The sequence below is a fragment of the Mycolicibacterium chubuense genome (assembly GCF_001044255.1).
GTDB lineage: Bacteria > Actinomycetota > Actinomycetes > Mycobacteriales > Mycobacteriaceae > Mycobacterium > Mycobacterium chubuense.
The window spans coordinates 19572-34670 of record NZ_JYNX01000022.1 but is presented as its reverse complement, the minus strand read 5'-3'; the positions used below and the strand labels follow the sequence as shown (position 1 = coordinate 34670).

Here is a 15099-nt window from a genome sequence, read left to right as displayed (position 1 = left end):
GCGTCAGGCGCGGGTGCGCGAGCCCAGGTCGGTCACCCCGGCCGGCGGCAGTCCCGCAGCGTGCTCGAGCACCTCGCAGAAGGCTTCGACGTGCGGACCCAGGTCGAGTGTCGTCGCGGTCCAGGAGGCCCGCAGTTCCAGCTGGTGCGCGCGTGGCGGCCCGGAGATGTCCCCGTAGCGCACCGACGTGGTCGCGGTGACGGTGCCGCCCAGCGCGGTGAAGTGCTCGGAGCGCTCGGTGAGCGCGTCCACCAGCCAGCTCCAAGCGACCTCGGGCAACAAGGGATCGACCGCCTCGTTGGAGTCCAGGTCGGCCTGGATGTAGGCGACCAACCGCATGGTGCCGTCCCACGCGTCGGCGCCCTCGGGATCGTGCAGCAGGATCAGCCGGCCGAAGGCGTCCCCGTCGGAGCGCTCGGGGATGACCGCCGCCTCGGCATGCTTGACCTCGGCGCCCAGCGCGTAGCTGTAGGGCGCCAGGCGCTGCGGGGGCCGGATCGGCCCCAGCTCGATCTCCGGTCGCACGGTGGTGGCATTCATCGCCGCCACCGCTTCACGGAATTGAGCCGGTTCAGCGGTGGTCACGCCGAAAGACGCTAGCCCATTTCCACAGGTCTGTGCTCATGGCGCGCCGAATCGGAGGTCAGCGGGCATGGCAGCATAGGGGCCGATGAACACGCGCCGCGAGCTGCCCGAATCGCCCTACCTGGCCGCCGTCGCCGGCCGCAAGCCCACCCGGATACCGGTGTGGATGATGCGGCAGGCCGGGCGGTCACTGCCTGAATACCGGGCGCTGCGGGCCAAGAACACGATGATGCAGGCCTGCTTCGACGCGGACCTGATCACCGAGATCACGTTGCAGCCCGTGCGGCGCCACGACGTGGACGCGGCGATCCTGTTCTCCGACATCGTCGTGCCGCTGCGAGCGGCCGGCATCGCGCTGGACATCGTGCCCGACGTCGGGCCCGTCATCGAGCACCCGATCCGCACCCTCGCCGACGTCGGGACCGTCGCGGCCCTGGATCCGCAGCAGGTCGCCCCGGTCGCCGCCGCGATCGGGCAACTGGTGGGCGAACTGGGCGACGTCCCGCTCATCGGCTTCGCCGGGGCGCCGTTCACCCTGGCGTCGTACCTGGTCGAGGGCGGCCCCAGCCGCAACCACGAGCACACCAAGGCGATGATGCTCGGCGCGACCGACACGTGGAACGCGCTGATGACCGCACTGACGGAGGTGACGATCGCGTTCCTGCGCACCCAGATCGAGGCCGGCGTCGACGCCATCCAGGTCTTCGACTCCTGGGCCGGGACGCTGTCGCTGGCCGACTACCGCACTCACGTGCTGCCCCACAGCGCCCGGGTGTTCACCGCGCTCGCCGGTCACGGGGTGCCGATGACGCACTTCGGGGTGGGGACGGCCGAACTGCTCGGCGCGATGTCCGAGGCCGTGGCGGGGCACGGCGTGCCGGCGGTGGTCGGCGTGGACTGGCGCACCTCGCTGACCGACGCGGCGGGCCGGGTGCAGCGGGGCACCGCCCTGCAGGGCAATCTGGATCCGGTGGTGCTGCTCGCCGGCCGTCCGGTGGTCGAGCGTGCGGTGCGTGCGGTCGTCGAGGACGGCAGGCGGGCCGTCGACGCCGGCGCGGTCGGCCATGTCTTCAACCTCGGTCACGGGGTGCTGCCCGCCACTGATCCTGACGTCATCACCGAGGCGGTGGCGCTGGTGCACGAGCTGTGAGCGCACCCAGGGCAGCCCGGTATTGCGTTGTGGGCGGCGGTATCTCGGGTCTGGTCGCGGCATACCGGCTACGCGTCGCCGCCGGTCCGGATGCGTCGATCACGCTGCTGGACCCGGCTGACCGGCTGGGCGGGGTGCTGCGCACCGAGCGGATCGGCGGGCAACCGCTCGACGTCGGCGCCGAGGCGTTCGTCACCCGCAGGCCCGAGGTCCCCGCGCTGCTGGGGGAGTTGGGGTTGTCGGGCAGACAGCTCACGACGACCGGGGCCCGGCCGTTGATCTACAGCGAGGGCCGCACACATCCGCTGCCCAAGGACACCGTCAACGGCATTCCGTCGCGGCCCACGGCGCTCACGGGTCTGGTCGACGACGCGACGATCCGATGGATGCTGGACGAGCCCAGGCGCCCGCTGGCCTGGAATCCAGGCGCCGACCCGTCGGTCGCCGACCTGGTGGGCGACCGCTTCGGCGAGCAGGTGGTCACCCGCTCGGTGGATCCGCTGCTGGCCGGCGTCTATTCCGGATCGGCGGCGACGATCGGGCTGCGCTCGGCGGCGCCGACGATCGCCACCGCGCTGGACCGTGGCGCCCGCAGCCTGACCGAGGCGGTCTGCACCGCGCTGCCGCCGCCGCAGCCCGGGTCGGTGTTCGGCGCGATCGACGGCGGCTACACGGTGCTGATCGACGAACTGGTCCGCCGTTCGGGGCTGACCTGGGCGCAGGTGGCCGTCGCGGACGTGTGTGCCGCCGCGCGGGGCTGGGAGGTCGTGGACGACGAGGGCGCCCGCTGGCCGGCCGACGCGGTGGTGCTCGCGGTGCCGGCGCCCCGGCTCGCGGCGCTGATCGGCGATGTCGCCCCGCGGACCGCCGCAGCGGCGCGCCGCATCCGGGTCGCTTCGGCCGCGGTGGTGGCGCTGGCCCTGCCCGGGGGCACCCCCCTGCCCGAGCAGTCCGGGGTCCTGGTCGCGGGCCCCGGCCGGCTGCAAGCCAAGGCGGTCACCCTGTCGTCGCGCAAATGGGGGCGGCGCGGCTCGTGCGAGATGGTGCGCCTGTCCTTTGGCCGGTTCGGCGACGACGTAGCCCGGCGCGCGGGCGACGAGGAGTTGCTGACCTGGTCCGAGCAGGACCTGGCGACGCTGTTCGGGGTCGCCGTCACACCGGAGGACAGCCGCGTGGTGCGCTGGCTCGACGCGATGCCGCAGTACGGTCCCGGGCACGCCGAACTCGTCGCGGACCTGCGCGCCGGCCTGCCGGCAGGATTGGCCGTCGCCGGCGGCTACCTCGACGGCATCGGAGTGCCCGCGTGCGTGGCGGCCGCGACCCGGGCGGTCGCGGCCATCGTGGCACGATAGAGCCATGGCCAAGCTCGACTTCGACGCGATCAACTCCACCATCCGCTACCTGATGTTCTCGGTTTTCGCGGTCAAGCCCGGGGTGCTGGCCGACGGTGACGATGCCCGGGCCGCGGTCGTCGACGAGACGGCGACGTTCCTCAAGCACCAGGAGGACAACGGCGTCGTCGTGCGGGGGCTCTACGACGTCGCAGGGATGCGCGCCGACGCCGACTTCATGGTCTGGACGCACGCCGAGACCATCGAGGCCCTGCAGGCCACCTACGCCGACTTCCGCCGCACCACCACGCTGGGCCGCGCGTCGACCCCGGTGTGGAGCAATGTCGCGCTGCACCGGCCCGCCGAGTTCAACAAGAGTCACGTCCCGGCGTTCCTGGCAGGCGAGGAGCCCGGCGCCTACATCTGCGTGTATCCGTTCGTGCGGTCGCTCGACTGGTACCTGCTGCCCGACGACGAACGCCGACGGATGCTCGCCGAGCACGGCATGGCCGCACGCGGCTACAAGGACGTTCGCGCCAACACCGTGCCGGCGTTCGCGCTCGGCGACTACGAGTGGCTGCTGGCGTTCGAGGCGCCGGAGCTGCACCGCATCGTGGATCTGATGCGTGACCTGCGGGCCACCGATGCGCGCCGGCATGTGCGGGAGGAGACGCCGTTCTTCACCGGCCCGCGGGTGTCGGTGGAAAAGCTCGTGAACGCACTGCCCTGATGGTTTGCTGAAAGACGGCTTTCGCGCTCGATATTGATGCCGCTGCAAATACTTCATCGACGAGGAAGCTGCAGTTCAAGGGTCCAAAGACTCTATTACGGAAGTAATAGTTAGTCGCAGCAAACAACCTGCGGCCCTCATGACCTGGTGCCGCGTGTAAAGCGAGGTTGCTAGGATCGCCCGGTGCCGTTCCTCAGAGGGGTGGCGGCGGGTGCTGTGATCGTCGGTGCCGGGTATGGCGCCTGGTTGATCGGCGGTTGGGGCGGCCCGGCCCTCATCCGTGTTCTCGACGACGTCGGGCTCGTGCTCTTCGCGCTCGCCGCGGCGGCCTGTGCCGCCCGCGCGGCGTTCGTCCTGTCCGGCCGGGACCGCGCCGCCTGGGCCTTCCTCGCCGCCGGTACGGCCAGCTGGGCCGCGGGGGAGGCGATGTGGAGTTACTACGACCTGGTGGTCGGCGAGGCGCCGTTCCCCTCATGGGCGGACGCCGGCTACCTGACGTTCCTCGCCGGTGCCGGCCTGTGTCTGATCCTGATGCTCACCGCTGCGCCGACGGGCACCCAACTGCGGGTGTTGCTGGACGGGCTGATCGTCGCGGCGGCGATTTTCGGCGCCGCCTGGGTGACGTGGCTGCAGACGGTGTACGCGGCCCAGGGCGGCGATGTGGTGTGGGTCGCGATGTCGCTGATCTACCCGGTCGTCGACATCGCATTGATCACCGTCGCCGCGCTCATGTGCCTGCGCACCGCGCCGTCCCGGCGCGCACAGCTGGCCCTGATGACCGCCGGGCTGGTCGCGATCGCGGCCTCCGACACCGCATTCGCCTATCTGACCGCCACGGACGGCTACTCCGACCACCATGAGATCGGCGTCGGCTGGGCGTGGGGTCTGCTCCTGCTCGGCGTCGCCGCGGTGTCCGCCACCCGCGACCCCTCTGTCGACCCGGCGTCGCGGACCGCGGCGGTGTCGCGGTGGCTGCCCTATGTGCCGGTGCTGCTGTCGGCGGTGCTGTGCACCCCCGTCCTGATCGCGGGGCTCGGGCCGGTGTTCGTGGCCGTCGCGGTGATCGGGGTGGCCGTGGTGATCCGGCAGGTGATGATCCTGGACGAGAATCGCCGGCTGCGCGCCGAAGCCGCCGAGGCGCTGCCCGTCGCCCCGCCCATGCTCGACGAACTCCGGGACGCGATCGACCACTCGGGACTGAGCGTGGTGTACCAACCGCAGTTCGACCTGGACTCCGGGCGGATCGTCGGGATGGAGGCGCTGATCCGATGGCCGCACCCCTGTCATGGCCTGCTCGCACCCGACCAGTTCCTCCCGCTGGTCACCAAGCAGGCGCTGATGAGCTCAATGACCAGCGCCGTGCTCGACCTGGCGCTCGACGGCGCGGCGACGTGGTACGCGGCGGGCTTCCGGCTGCCGGTCGCGGTCAACGTCTTCGCGCCGACGATCAGCGACCCGAAGCTCACCTCCGACATCACCGCGGGCCTGCGCCGGCGCGGGCTGCCGCCGGAGGCGCTGGTCGTCGAGATCACCGAGGACCGGCTGCTCGCCGACATGCACGAAACCCGGTCGGCGTTGCACGCATTGCGCAGGAGAGGGATTCGCGTCGCGATCGACGACTTCGGGAGCGGTTACTCGGCGCTGTGGTACCTGCGCGATCTGCCGGTCGATCAGCTCAAGCTCGATCGTGAGTTCATCGCCCCGATCCTGACGCATCAGACGTCGGCGACGATCGTGCGCTCGATGATCGGGATGGCGCATGCGCTGGGGATGACGCCGGTGGCCGAGGGGGTGGAGAGCGCCGAGATCGCGGCCCTGCTGCGCCAGTACGGCTGCCGAGTGGCGCAGGGCTTCTACTTCAGCCGGCCCCTGTCCGGACCGGACATGCTCGCGTTGCTCGAAGCGCAGGGCCGAGACGGCGCGGAGGTGCCGCAGGAGGTCACTGAACCGCGGGCACCAGACGTAGTGAAATCGAGTTGATGCAGTAGCGCTGGTCGGTCGGGGTCGGATAGCCCTCGCCCTCGAACACGTGCCCCAGATGGCTGTGGCAGTTCGCGCACAGCACCTCCACCCGGCGCATGCCCAGCGAGTCGTCGGTACGCAGGATCACCGCATCGGAATCCGCGGGGTCGAAGAACGAGGGCCAGCCGCAGTGCGACTCGAATTTCTCACTGCTGCGGAACAATTCGGCGCCGCACGCCCGGCACTGGTACACGCCCTCGGTCTTCGTGTCGGTGTACTCACCGGTGAACGGACGCTCGGTGCCCGCCCGGCGCAGCACCGCGAACTCCTCGGGACTGAGGCGTGCACGCCACTGGTCGTCGCTCAGCTCCAGTTTGGGACCCGTCATGGTGCCAGGCTACTCGGCGCCGCGGACTCGGGAGCGCGTCGTGGCAGCCACACCGGATCGATGCCCTCGTCGAGACGGCCGTCCGCCCGGGCGTCGAGGTAGCGGTACAGCAGCGTGGTGAAGACCACGATCACCATCAGCGACCAGCCGTAGGTGATCTTCAGGTACTCCAGCGCGCGCCCGGTGCTCGGCAGCTGCCAGAGCAGCCAGCGATCCATCGTCAGGAACCCGTAGACCGCCAGCCACGCCACCCAGCTGCGGATCACCGAGTTCGGCAGCACGACGGTCATCAGGAACGGGAACAGCGTGATCGAGTAATAGCCCTGTCCCAACGAGAGCACCAGCCACGAGGTGGTGAGCAGCACGCCGGAGGACGTCAGCATCCAGAAGAACGGGTCGCGCGTCCGGTAGTAGCGGTAGAGCAGCCACAGGGCCGCGGCGCCGAGGACCGCGAACACGATGCGCAGCAGCAGGATCAGCCACGTCGGCAGACCGAAGTACAGGCCGTTGCCGAGGATCGAGCTGTTGAAGTAGTCGCGGGTGGAGAAGATGTAGGGCACCGTCCGGGTGACGAAGCTCATCGGGTCGGAGATCAGCGGCCAGGCGGCGACGTTGAACACGACGGGCACCGCGATCGCGGTGACCAGCGACCGCCACTGACGGTTGAGCAACGGCAGCAGCAGCAGCGGCGCCAGCAGCGGTTTGACCACCAGGGTCAGCCCGATGCTGACCCCGGCCCACCACTCGTGGCTGCGGTTGCCGTCGAGCAACCACCGGAAGAACAGCACCTCCAGAAGCAGCATGACGCCGTTGATGTTTCCGAAGACCAGGGTGTTGGTGACGCTCTCGGTGCAGAACATCGCCAGCAGCAGAGCCGGCGCGGCGACCGAGGACAGCGTGAAACCGAACAGCCGCAGCAGGAAGTAACCGGCGAGGATGATGGCCACCGTGTTGAAGAAGATGAACCAGTTCCGCGAGGCCACTTCGGGCAGGTAGCCGAACGGCGCCATGATCAGGGTGCCGCCCGGCGGATAGAGGTAGTGCGGGTCGACGTAGTCGAAGTGCTCGTTGTAGATGTCCCAGCCGAACTTGAAGTTGATGACCGCGCGGTACACCGGCGCGAAATCGTCGGTGATGTAACGGTTGAAGACCAGGACGTAGCTGCGGTGGATGACCGACAGGATCGCCAGCGGCCACAGGACCGAACGCAGAACCGACGCGGTGGTGGGCGGGCTGGTGCGGGGCCTGAACGCTTTCACCACAAGATCACGCACGTCAGGCACCGTACCGTAGCGGCGCGGTGCCGGGCTGTCAGGCCGGGCAGTACGTGTCGGTGGCGGGAAGCTGGCCGCTGTCGAGGTAGGCGAGCACCGGCGGGAGAGCGCAGGGCGAGTAGATCGACGCGCCGTGGCCGATGCCCTGCCACATCACCCGCCTGTTCGTCGACCCCGCATTGATCGCTGTCGCGGCGACGGCCGCCACGCCTTCGCCGCCGACGATCGGATCGTTCTGCACGCCGAGCAGCAGGGTCGGCGTCGTCAGCCCCTGAGGTTCCTTCGGGGCGGTGCCGCTCGGCCAGTTCAGGCACTTGACCATGTCGAGCGCGCCGACCGTGCCGAACTGCGGGTAGCGCTTGCCCCATTCGACGACGAGCTCGCGGACCCGGTCGGGGGTGGGGCGGTTGAGCGCGTCGCTGCAGGAGTTGACGAACTGGCCGTCGGTCTGGCGCAGCGTCTCCGCGGTGTTGATCAGGTTGTTGAGCCGGTTGGTGTCTCCGGAGTTCGCATCGGCGATCGCCTGGGCCAGCTCGTTTCCGGCGTCCACGCGGTTGCCCTGGGGGAACGCCAGCGCCGTGGAGATCGCGTCGGCCACCGCGGCGACCGACGCCCCGCCGGGGCCGTTGCCCGACCGCGCCGCCGAGAGCAGGGTGTCGACGGCGCCCTTGGGGTCCGCGCCGAGCGGGCAGTTGGTCGCCAGGCACTGGGTGGCCCACGCGTCGAGCGACGCCTGCTCGCCCCTGACCCGCTGCTCGGTGGCGGCCTCGGCCGCGATGCCCAGTGGCAGCGGGGAATCCAGCACCAGCCGGGCCACCTTGTTGGGGTGGGAACCGGCATACGCCAGCGCCACCTGCGCCCCGTTGCCGACGCCGAGCAGCGCCAGCGCCGGCACGTCCCAGGTGGTGCGCAGCCGTTCGAGGTCCTCGGCGGCGTGGGAGTTGTCGTACGCCGAGTCGCCGGGCGCGATGGTGTCGGTGCAGCTCGTCGTCGCGGTCATGGTGACCGCCCCGAGGTTGGCGACCGGATCGTCGCCGGACTGGAACTGGGCCTGCTCGAACATCTCCTGCCGGTCGAACACGTCGCGGCAGTCCAGGGCACCGGACATGCCGATGCCGCGACGGTCGACGGCGACGATCGGATGCTTGGCCAGCACGTCGCCGCCGGCGCGCGACAACCACGCCGGCAGCTGCACCGACGACGGCAGGTCCGAACCGGTCGTCATCACCAGCGGACCCGCGTCGGCCGGGGTCTGGGCGGAGCGGGCGCGGACCACGCCGATGCTCACGCTGCCGGTGGCCCCGCTGATCGGGTCGAGGTCGGCGTCGTAGCTCGCGCAGTCGAGCGTGACGCCCGGCAGGGGATCCACCGCCGCGGCGCTGAACACCCGGGAGGTGCAGTCGCGCCACGACAGGTCGTTCTTCGGCGCCTCGATCCCCGGCGGACCGGCGGGCTTCTCACTGGTCTGGGTGGCGCCCTGCGGGCCCGCGCCGGAATCGGTGGCGTAGCGCGGATTGGCGGCCAGGCCGGGGGAGCACGCGGAAAGGACCAGCGACACCGTCACCGCCACCACAGCCGGCACCGAACGAAACATGCCGACCACAGTACTGATCAGCGAGCGTCGGCCGCGGCAGCACGCACGTAGCTCAGGAACAGGTAGCCGTCGTCGTCGGTCAGCGCGTGGCGCAGTCGCAGGGCCGTCCGGCCGTCCGCCTCGCCGGTGACGACGCGGCCCGCCGCGCCGCCGACCAGCACCGGCGAGACGCTCAGGCACAGCTCGTCGAGCAGGTCCTCGGCGATCAGCATGCCGAGGATGCCGGGGCCGCCCTCGGCCAGCACGCGGCGCAGGCCGCGCCCGGCCAGCACGTCGAGCACGCCGGCCAGATCGAGCGAGTCGGGGTCACTGCCGGAGGCGTCGATCACCTCGGCCCGTGCGCCCAGCCGGTCGCGGGCGCCGGGTGCCGCGCCGGAACTGGTGAAGACCAGCGGAGGGACGTCGGTGCGGGTGAACAGCTTGGCGTCGGGATCCACCGAGCCCGATCGGGTGAGTACCGCGACCGGCGGGATCTCGGCCTGACCGCGGTCCCGCCGTGCCGCGCGCTGCGCGGCGTCGAACGTCACCCCGGAGTAGTCCTCGACCCGCGCGGTGGCCGCGCCGACGAGCACCACGTCGGCGAGCTCGCGCAGCATGCCGAACAGTGCTTTGTCACCGGCGCCGCCGAGGCCGCCGGACTTACCGGCGCTCGTCGCGCCGCCGTCGGCCGACGCGATCATGTTGGCCCGCACCCAGCATCCGGAAGGGGTGTCGGGGTAGGCGTACCGGTCGGCCAGCCCGGCCGCGTCGATCGCGCCGACACCGCCGAGCACTGTGAACTGCGTCCCGTCGTGGTCTGCGGACATACGCAGAATCACAGCACGCCGTTAAGGTGCCTGCATGCAGGGGTCCAGCTTCAGCTCCAGCGACGTCGCGCATCTGACCGATCGGCGTCCCAGCGTCACGCCGGAACGGTTGGTCGCGCAGCTGGTTCCGCCGCCGACGTTCGCCGACGTCAGCTTCGACACCTACCGGCCCGATCCGGCCGAGCCCACCCAGGCCGCGGCGGTGGAGGCGTGCCGCCGGTTCTGCGCGCAGGCGCTCGAGCGGCGGGCCGGGAAGAAGAAGCTGTTCGGCAAGCGTGAGGTGCTGCCCGGCGTCGGCATCTACCTCGACGGCGGTTTCGGGGTGGGCAAGACGCACCTGCTGGCCTCGTCGTACTACGAGGTCGGCGGCGAAGACGTCAAGCGAGCGTTCGCCACGTTCGGGGAGCTGACCCAGCTGGCCGGGGTGTTCGGCTTCGTCGAATGCATCGACCTGCTCGCCGACTACGCACTGGTGTGCATCGACGAGTTCGAGCTCGACGACCCCGGCAACACCACGCTGATCTCCCGGCTGTTGTCGGCGCTCGTCGAGAAGGGCGTGTCGGTGGCGGCCACCTCCAACACGCTGCCCGAGCAGCTCGGCGAGGGGCGGTTCGCCGCGCAGGACTTCCTGCGCGAGATCAACACGCTCGCAGCGATGTTCACCACGGTGCGCATCGAGGGCCCGGACTACCGGCACCGCGGCCTGCCGCCCGCGCCGGAGCCGCTCGGCGACGACGAGGTGGCGCAGCGGGCAGCGGACGTGCCCGGCGCGACGCTCGACGACTTCGACGCGCTGTGCGCTCACCTGGCGACGATGCACCCGTCGCGCTACCTGACTCTGATCGAGGGCGTCTCCGAGGTGTTCCTGACCGGGGTGCATCCGCTCGACGATCAGAATGTCGCGCTGCGGCTGGTGTCGCTGACCGACCGGCTCTACGACGCGGGCATCCCGGTGGTCGCGTCCGGCGCCAAGCTCGACACCGTGTTCAGTGACGAGATGCTCGCGGGTGGGTTCCGCAAGAAGTACCTGAGGGCGACGTCGCGGTTGCTGGCGCTGACGGCCGCCGGTCAGACGGGGCGCGCCATCACGTAGTCGGCCTCGAGGTGGGTGCCCAGCCGGAACGTCTTGGTGCCGGTGACGGTGAAGCCGTGCTTGGTGTAAAAGCGTTGCGCGCGAACGTTTTTCTGGTTGACGCCGAGCCACACCGAGGCCGCCGCCTCGGCCTCGGCGTGCTGGAGGGCGGCGCTCATCAGGGCCGTCGACACCCCCGCGCCGTGGGCGTCGGGCAGCACGTACATCTTCGACAGCTCCACCGCCGGCCGCAGGGTGACCGCGGCCGTCACATCCGGGTCATCGGGCACGCCGCGAATCATCATGGCGTAACCGATGATTCGATCATCTCGGGTGGCGGTCAGCACGGTCCGGTCCGGATCGTCGAGGTAGTCGCCGAACCGGGCCGGCGTGAGGTTCTCGGCGATGAACGCGGCGACGTCGGCCGGGGTACACGACGGGGGACAGGCCAGCGGGAAGGTGCGGGCGGCGACGTCGGCGAGTTCGGCCAGCCGGGCGGCGTCGGCCGTACCGATCTGCAGGCTCAGGCCACGTTCCACTGGGCCAGTCGGACGCCGGTGACCCGGTCGAGCAGCACGACGTTGGACACCAGGTCGCGGTAGCAGTCCCACCAGACACCGCCGCTGAACGTCCGGCCCACCTGGGCGTTCTGCATTCCGTACTGCAGCGCATCGGGCGCGTCGCTGTTGCGGGGCTCGTATGCGTCCCCGGTCGGGGTCACGCCGCGGAACCCGTAGGTGATGCCCATCGCGTACGGGGTGGGCAGTTGCACCGGGGTGATCGTGACGTCGGCGCGGTACACCTGGTAGCGCGGGGCGCGGGGCGGGTAGCCGAAGCCCGGCGGAACGTCCGACGGCGCGACGCCGGTGACCGCGACGTCGGCGACCAGTCCCTTGAATTCGACGCGCAACGTCTCGCCGAGCCGCCCGATCGGGATGACGGCGGCGCCGGCCGGGGGTGCGAGCACGCCGCCGAGCGTGGCGATGGTGGCGAGCAGGAAGACGAGCCAGCGCCGCATGTGTGGGGATCCCTCCGGGCCACGCTTATCGAGCAGGTCCTGGCATGATCGCACACCCGGCGATGCCGTCGGCGGAGTTATGACGTCGAAGGCACCCAGGGTCCGACGCCGCCGACCTTGTCGATGCGGATCCGGGTCAGGTAACCCGGCGGCGCGTCCGGGGGAGGGAAGCCCGCGTCGGGCGCAGCGAGCGTCTGCGCCAGTTCGGCGAGCAGTTCCGGCGCGCCGCCCTCGACGATGCGGGCCGTCCCGGTGATCGACAGGTACGGCCGCATCACGGCGGTCGGGCCCTCGGGCGCGACGATCGTGACCGCCACCCGCGGGTCGCGGCGGACGTTGCGGATCTTCTTGTGTTCGGACAGGTGCGCCATCACCAGTTCGTCGCCGTCCGGGGTGGACTGCAGCGCCACCCAGACCAGGCTCACCTGCGGGCTGCCGTCGGGGTTGAGGGTCACCAGGGTGGCGTCGGCGCCCCGGCCGATGAGGTCACGCGCAGCGGAGTTGAGTTCCATGTGGTGTGCTACCGCGCGACCGCCCGTTTCATTCCCTCACGGGTTGGTGAAGGGCTCCAGCGCGGCGCGGAGGTCGTTCTCGAAACGCCCGGCGTCGATTCCGAGCCGGTGCAGCACGCCGTCGTCGTCCTCCTGGTCGTGCAGCGCGAGCAGGAGGTGCTCGGTGCCGACGTAGTTGTGGCCCAGCCGCAGCGCGTGACGGAACGTCAGCTCGAGGGCCTTCTTGGCGCGCGCGTCGAACGGGATGAGCGCCGGCACATCCTCGGCCGGGGGCGGCAGGGTGACGGCGGCGGCGACGGCGGCGGCGTCCACGCCCTGGTCGGCGATCAGGCGGGCGGCCAGCCCGGTCGGGTCGGCGAAAAGCCCGAGTACCAGGTGCTCCGGGCGGATCTCGGAGTTGCCCGCGGCGTGCGCGCGGTTCTGGGCCTCGACGATGACCGCACGGGCGCGCGGGGTGAACCGGCTGAACCCGGCGTCGGGGTCCAGCGCCGCCGCATCGGTGGGCGTCCTGGGGACGAAGCGTTTCTGCGCGGCCTGCTTCGTGACACCCATGCACTTGCCGATCTCGGTCCACGACGCCCCCGAGCGGCGAGCCTGGTCGACGAAGTGGCCGATCAGGTGGTCGGCCACCTCGCCGAGTGCTTCGGCGGCCAGCACTGCATCGGTCAGCTGGTCGAGGGGTTGATCGTGAACGCGCGTAATGACGTCGATGAGGTCGTCGAGGCGGACGGGGTGGCTGATTTTGGCGGCGTCGCGCATGCGTCAACCTTAAGTTGACGCGCCGAGGATCGTCAACCCTGGGTTGACCGGGAGTCTCCGGGGTAACCGCGCCGCACCGTGCGGTCGAGGACGCCCAGCGTGGCCCGGAGAGCGCCTTCGGACACCACGGGGAAGATCTTCGCGTCGCGCCAATGCTGGTCGATGCCGGACCAGTCGTAGAAGGACGTCACCATGGTTCCCTCCTCGGCGGATTCGAGGCGGTAGCCGTAGACGTGGCCGATCTGCGGGCGGATCTGTCCCAGGATCGTCCAGGCGATGTGTCGGTCCTGCTCGAACTCGCTGATCTGCACCGTGACGTCGTAGCGGCCCAGGGGAAAGTCGTTGAGGGCCTCGCGGTCCATGTGCACGACGAAGCTGTCGCCGACCCCGCGCACCGGGTCCCCGTCGGCGTCCTGCAGCATGCCCGTCGCGTCAATCGCCACGTGGCCCTGCGGGTCGCAGAGCACGGCAAAGACGTCAGGGGCGGGAGCGGCGATCGTGCGGGACACCTCGATGCGATCGGTCATGCGTCGATGGTGTCACGAGAGTGGTCTGGATCACTGAGGGGTTTCGCTACGCGGCTAGTTCGGGAACCCGTTCCGGGATGCGATCTGACGAGAAGACCACGACACACCATCCGCGGATGTTGAGGCGGGCGTTGGACTTCATCCACGAGAACGCCCAGTACGAGATCACCATCCGGGACATTTCCGCAGCCGCCGACGTGACGCCGCGCGCGATTCAGTACGCGTTTCGCGAGCACATCGGCACGACACCGCTGGAGTATCTGCGGCGCGTCCGCCTGGAGCGGGCGCACCGCGAACTCAAGTCCGCGGATCCGGCTCGCGACACCGTGACCTCGATCGCGGGCCGTTGCGGTTTCAGCCACCCCGGGCGGTTCAGCAGCGCCTACAAGGAGGTGTTCGGCACCGAGCCGAGCCGGACCCTGCGCAGCGGCTGACAGCTCACAGGGGCGTGAAGCCCTCACGGTTGTAGATGCCGGCCTGCCAGCCGTTGCTGAAGCAGACCAGCGGGCGTCCGTCCGGAGCCTGCGCGGCGGACTGCGGGTTGGGGCACGGGGCGCCGATGTCCTGCACGCCGCGCAGATCGTAGGTGGCCTGCCAGAAGCCCGTGTAGACCGGCGGCCACTGGTTCGGAATCCACCGGCACTGCAGGGCCTCCCCGCCGGGACCGCGGCCGAAGGTGAACCGCTCCATGTTGGTGCAGGGGGCGGTGAGATGGGCGTCGTAGCTCATGCCGGGGACATCGGTGGCGTAGTGGCCGGGATCGTCGGGATAGGCAGGGCCCGGCTCGGCTATCGCGGCGGGCGCTGTGCCCAGTGCGGCGATGCCGATCGCGGTCGCTGTCAGCATCTCGCGAATCATGTCCCACCCCTTGGTCGCCGGATCGGTTCTCGTGCACCCGAACCCTATCGGGTGGTGCGGCCGCATCGCGGGCTTTCCGGCTCAGCAAACGATCTCGGCCCGCCACCTGAGGGGGGTTGGTGGCGGGCCGAGCGTATCGGGGTCGTCTGATCGGGACTTCCGTGCCTCTGAAATTACGGACCCAACCTGAGAGTGGCCTGATAGCCACATATATTCGCGCTTGAAATGCGGTAACGAATCGGGTGTCGGTCAGACGCCGAGCCGGGTCAGCTCCGCCTTCGCGCCGCGTTCGACGAACAGCGGGATGAAATCCCGGATGGGCCGGCCCTCGAAGCGGGCGTACTGCGCATGGACGACGGCGGCGACGCGGTCCGGCTCCACGGTGGCATGGGCATCGGCCAGACGCTGCGCCAGCTGGTCGATGATCTGCTGCTCACTCAACTCGATCACGAGCTCAGCTTCGTCGCGTCCCGTGCGGCCGTCAACCGGTCCGCAGCGCAGGCGCACGGCCGTGCTGCGACAACGGCGTGGAC

Annotated in this window: 18 protein-coding genes; 6 read left to right on the top strand and 12 right to left on the bottom strand. The window is 70.3% G+C overall.

Translation table 11 applies throughout. From position 1 onward, the window contains the following. Positions 1-3: 3 nt before the first annotated feature. On the bottom strand, positions 4-540 hold the full coding sequence (locus MCHUDSM44219_RS05695) for a DUF3000 domain-containing protein (protein ID WP_236695366.1): 537 nt from the start codon (positions 538-540) through the stop codon (positions 4-6). Between the two features lie 130 nt (positions 541-670). Here MCHUDSM44219_RS05695 and hemE point away from each other — a divergent pair, with 130 nt between their 5' ends. From hemE to MCHUDSM44219_RS05675, 4 genes are all read left to right on the top strand, one after another. Continuing rightward, positions 671-1735, top strand: coding sequence for a uroporphyrinogen decarboxylase (gene hemE, locus MCHUDSM44219_RS05690; protein ID WP_048417261.1), 1065 nt, complete (start codon positions 671-673; stop codon positions 1733-1735). Further along, a complete protein-coding gene (locus MCHUDSM44219_RS05685) occupies positions 1732-3087 on the top strand; it encodes a protoporphyrinogen oxidase (protein ID WP_048417260.1) in 1356 nt (451 codons plus the stop codon). The genes hemE and MCHUDSM44219_RS05685 overlap by 4 nt, the downstream gene beginning before the upstream one ends. Positions 3088-3091: 4 nt before the next feature. Further along, positions 3092-3796 (top strand): hydrogen peroxide-dependent heme synthase, encoded by a 705-nt coding sequence (hemQ, locus tag MCHUDSM44219_RS05680; protein ID WP_048417259.1) that lies wholly within the window; start codon positions 3092-3094, stop codon positions 3794-3796. Positions 3797-3979: 183 nt separating this feature from the next. Then, complete coding sequence (locus tag MCHUDSM44219_RS05675; RefSeq protein WP_131722289.1) at positions 3980-5776, top strand: EAL domain-containing protein; 1797 nt, start codon at positions 3980-3982, stop codon at positions 5774-5776. Here the strand turns inward: MCHUDSM44219_RS05675 and msrB are convergent. The 4 genes from msrB to MCHUDSM44219_RS05655 are packed head-to-tail and all read right to left on the bottom strand — an operon-like array spanning position 5736 to position 9820. Further along, positions 5736-6146, bottom strand: a complete 411-nt coding sequence (msrB, locus tag MCHUDSM44219_RS05670; RefSeq protein ID WP_048417257.1) for a peptide-methionine (R)-S-oxide reductase MsrB — start codon at positions 6144-6146, stop codon at positions 5736-5738. The two genes, MCHUDSM44219_RS05675 and msrB, sit on opposite strands and share 41 nt — an antisense overlap. Beyond that, positions 6143-7420: an arabinofuranan 3-O-arabinosyltransferase gene (gene aftC / locus MCHUDSM44219_RS05665; protein WP_048417256.1), complete on the bottom strand. Its 1278-nt coding sequence runs from the start codon at positions 7418-7420 to the stop codon at positions 6143-6145. Before aftC ends, msrB begins: the two co-directional genes overlap by 4 nt. Before the next feature lie 37 nt (positions 7421-7457). Continuing rightward, positions 7458-9014 carry an alpha/beta fold hydrolase gene (locus MCHUDSM44219_RS05660; protein ID WP_048417278.1) on the bottom strand — a complete coding sequence of 519 codons (1557 nt, stop codon included), beginning with the start codon at positions 9012-9014 and terminating at the stop codon, positions 7458-7460. A 17-nt stretch (positions 9015-9031) separates the two neighbouring features. Then, on the bottom strand, positions 9032-9820 hold the full coding sequence (locus tag MCHUDSM44219_RS05655) for a pyrimidine reductase family protein (RefSeq protein WP_048417255.1): 789 nt from the start codon (positions 9818-9820) through the stop codon (positions 9032-9034). A 34-nt stretch (positions 9821-9854) separates the two neighbouring features. On the opposite strand from MCHUDSM44219_RS05655, the gene zapE reads away from it, so the two are divergent. Next, positions 9855-10913: a cell division protein ZapE gene (gene zapE, locus MCHUDSM44219_RS05650; RefSeq protein ID WP_048417254.1), complete on the top strand. Its 1059-nt coding sequence runs from the start codon at positions 9855-9857 to the stop codon at positions 10911-10913. Here the strand turns inward: zapE and MCHUDSM44219_RS05645 are convergent. The 5 genes from MCHUDSM44219_RS05645 to MCHUDSM44219_RS05625 form a co-directional block, all read right to left on the bottom strand. After that, the gene (locus tag MCHUDSM44219_RS05645) at positions 10889-11431 is read right to left on the bottom strand and encodes a GNAT family N-acetyltransferase (protein ID WP_048417253.1); all 543 of its coding nucleotides are present in this window, start codon (positions 11429-11431) and stop codon (positions 10889-10891) included. The genes zapE and MCHUDSM44219_RS05645 overlap by 25 nt on opposite strands. Then, positions 11416-11910 (bottom strand): hypothetical protein, encoded by a 495-nt coding sequence (locus MCHUDSM44219_RS05640; RefSeq protein ID WP_048417252.1) that lies wholly within the window; start codon positions 11908-11910, stop codon positions 11416-11418. The genes MCHUDSM44219_RS05645 and MCHUDSM44219_RS05640 overlap by 16 nt, the downstream gene beginning before the upstream one ends. 77 nt (positions 11911-11987) lie before the next feature. Continuing rightward, positions 11988-12422, bottom strand: a complete 435-nt coding sequence (locus tag MCHUDSM44219_RS05635; RefSeq protein WP_048417251.1) for a PPOX class F420-dependent oxidoreductase — start codon at positions 12420-12422, stop codon at positions 11988-11990. Positions 12423-12458: 36 nt separating this feature from the next. Further along, the gene (locus MCHUDSM44219_RS05630) at positions 12459-13181 is read right to left on the bottom strand and encodes a Clp protease N-terminal domain-containing protein (protein ID WP_048417250.1); all 723 of its coding nucleotides are present in this window, start codon (positions 13179-13181) and stop codon (positions 12459-12461) included. Positions 13182-13213: 32 nt separating this feature from the next. Continuing rightward, the gene (locus tag MCHUDSM44219_RS05625) at positions 13214-13708 is read right to left on the bottom strand and encodes an SRPBCC family protein (RefSeq protein ID WP_048417249.1); all 495 of its coding nucleotides are present in this window, start codon (positions 13706-13708) and stop codon (positions 13214-13216) included. A 116-nt stretch (positions 13709-13824) separates the two neighbouring features. Here MCHUDSM44219_RS05625 and MCHUDSM44219_RS05620 point away from each other — a divergent pair, with 116 nt between their 5' ends. After that, positions 13825-14142 (top strand): helix-turn-helix transcriptional regulator, encoded by a 318-nt coding sequence (locus tag MCHUDSM44219_RS05620; protein WP_237157321.1) that lies wholly within the window; start codon positions 13825-13827, stop codon positions 14140-14142. A gap of 4 nt (positions 14143-14146) precedes the next feature. On the opposite strand, the gene MCHUDSM44219_RS05615 is transcribed toward MCHUDSM44219_RS05620, so the two are convergent. Then, positions 14147-14566 (bottom strand): hypothetical protein, encoded by a 420-nt coding sequence (locus MCHUDSM44219_RS05615; protein ID WP_048417247.1) that lies wholly within the window; start codon positions 14564-14566, stop codon positions 14147-14149. 249 nt (positions 14567-14815) lie between these two features. Beyond that, the gene (locus MCHUDSM44219_RS05610) at positions 14816-15016 is read right to left on the bottom strand and encodes a three-helix bundle dimerization domain-containing protein (protein ID WP_048417277.1); all 201 of its coding nucleotides are present in this window, start codon (positions 15014-15016) and stop codon (positions 14816-14818) included. Positions 15017-15099: the final 83 nt, after the last annotated feature.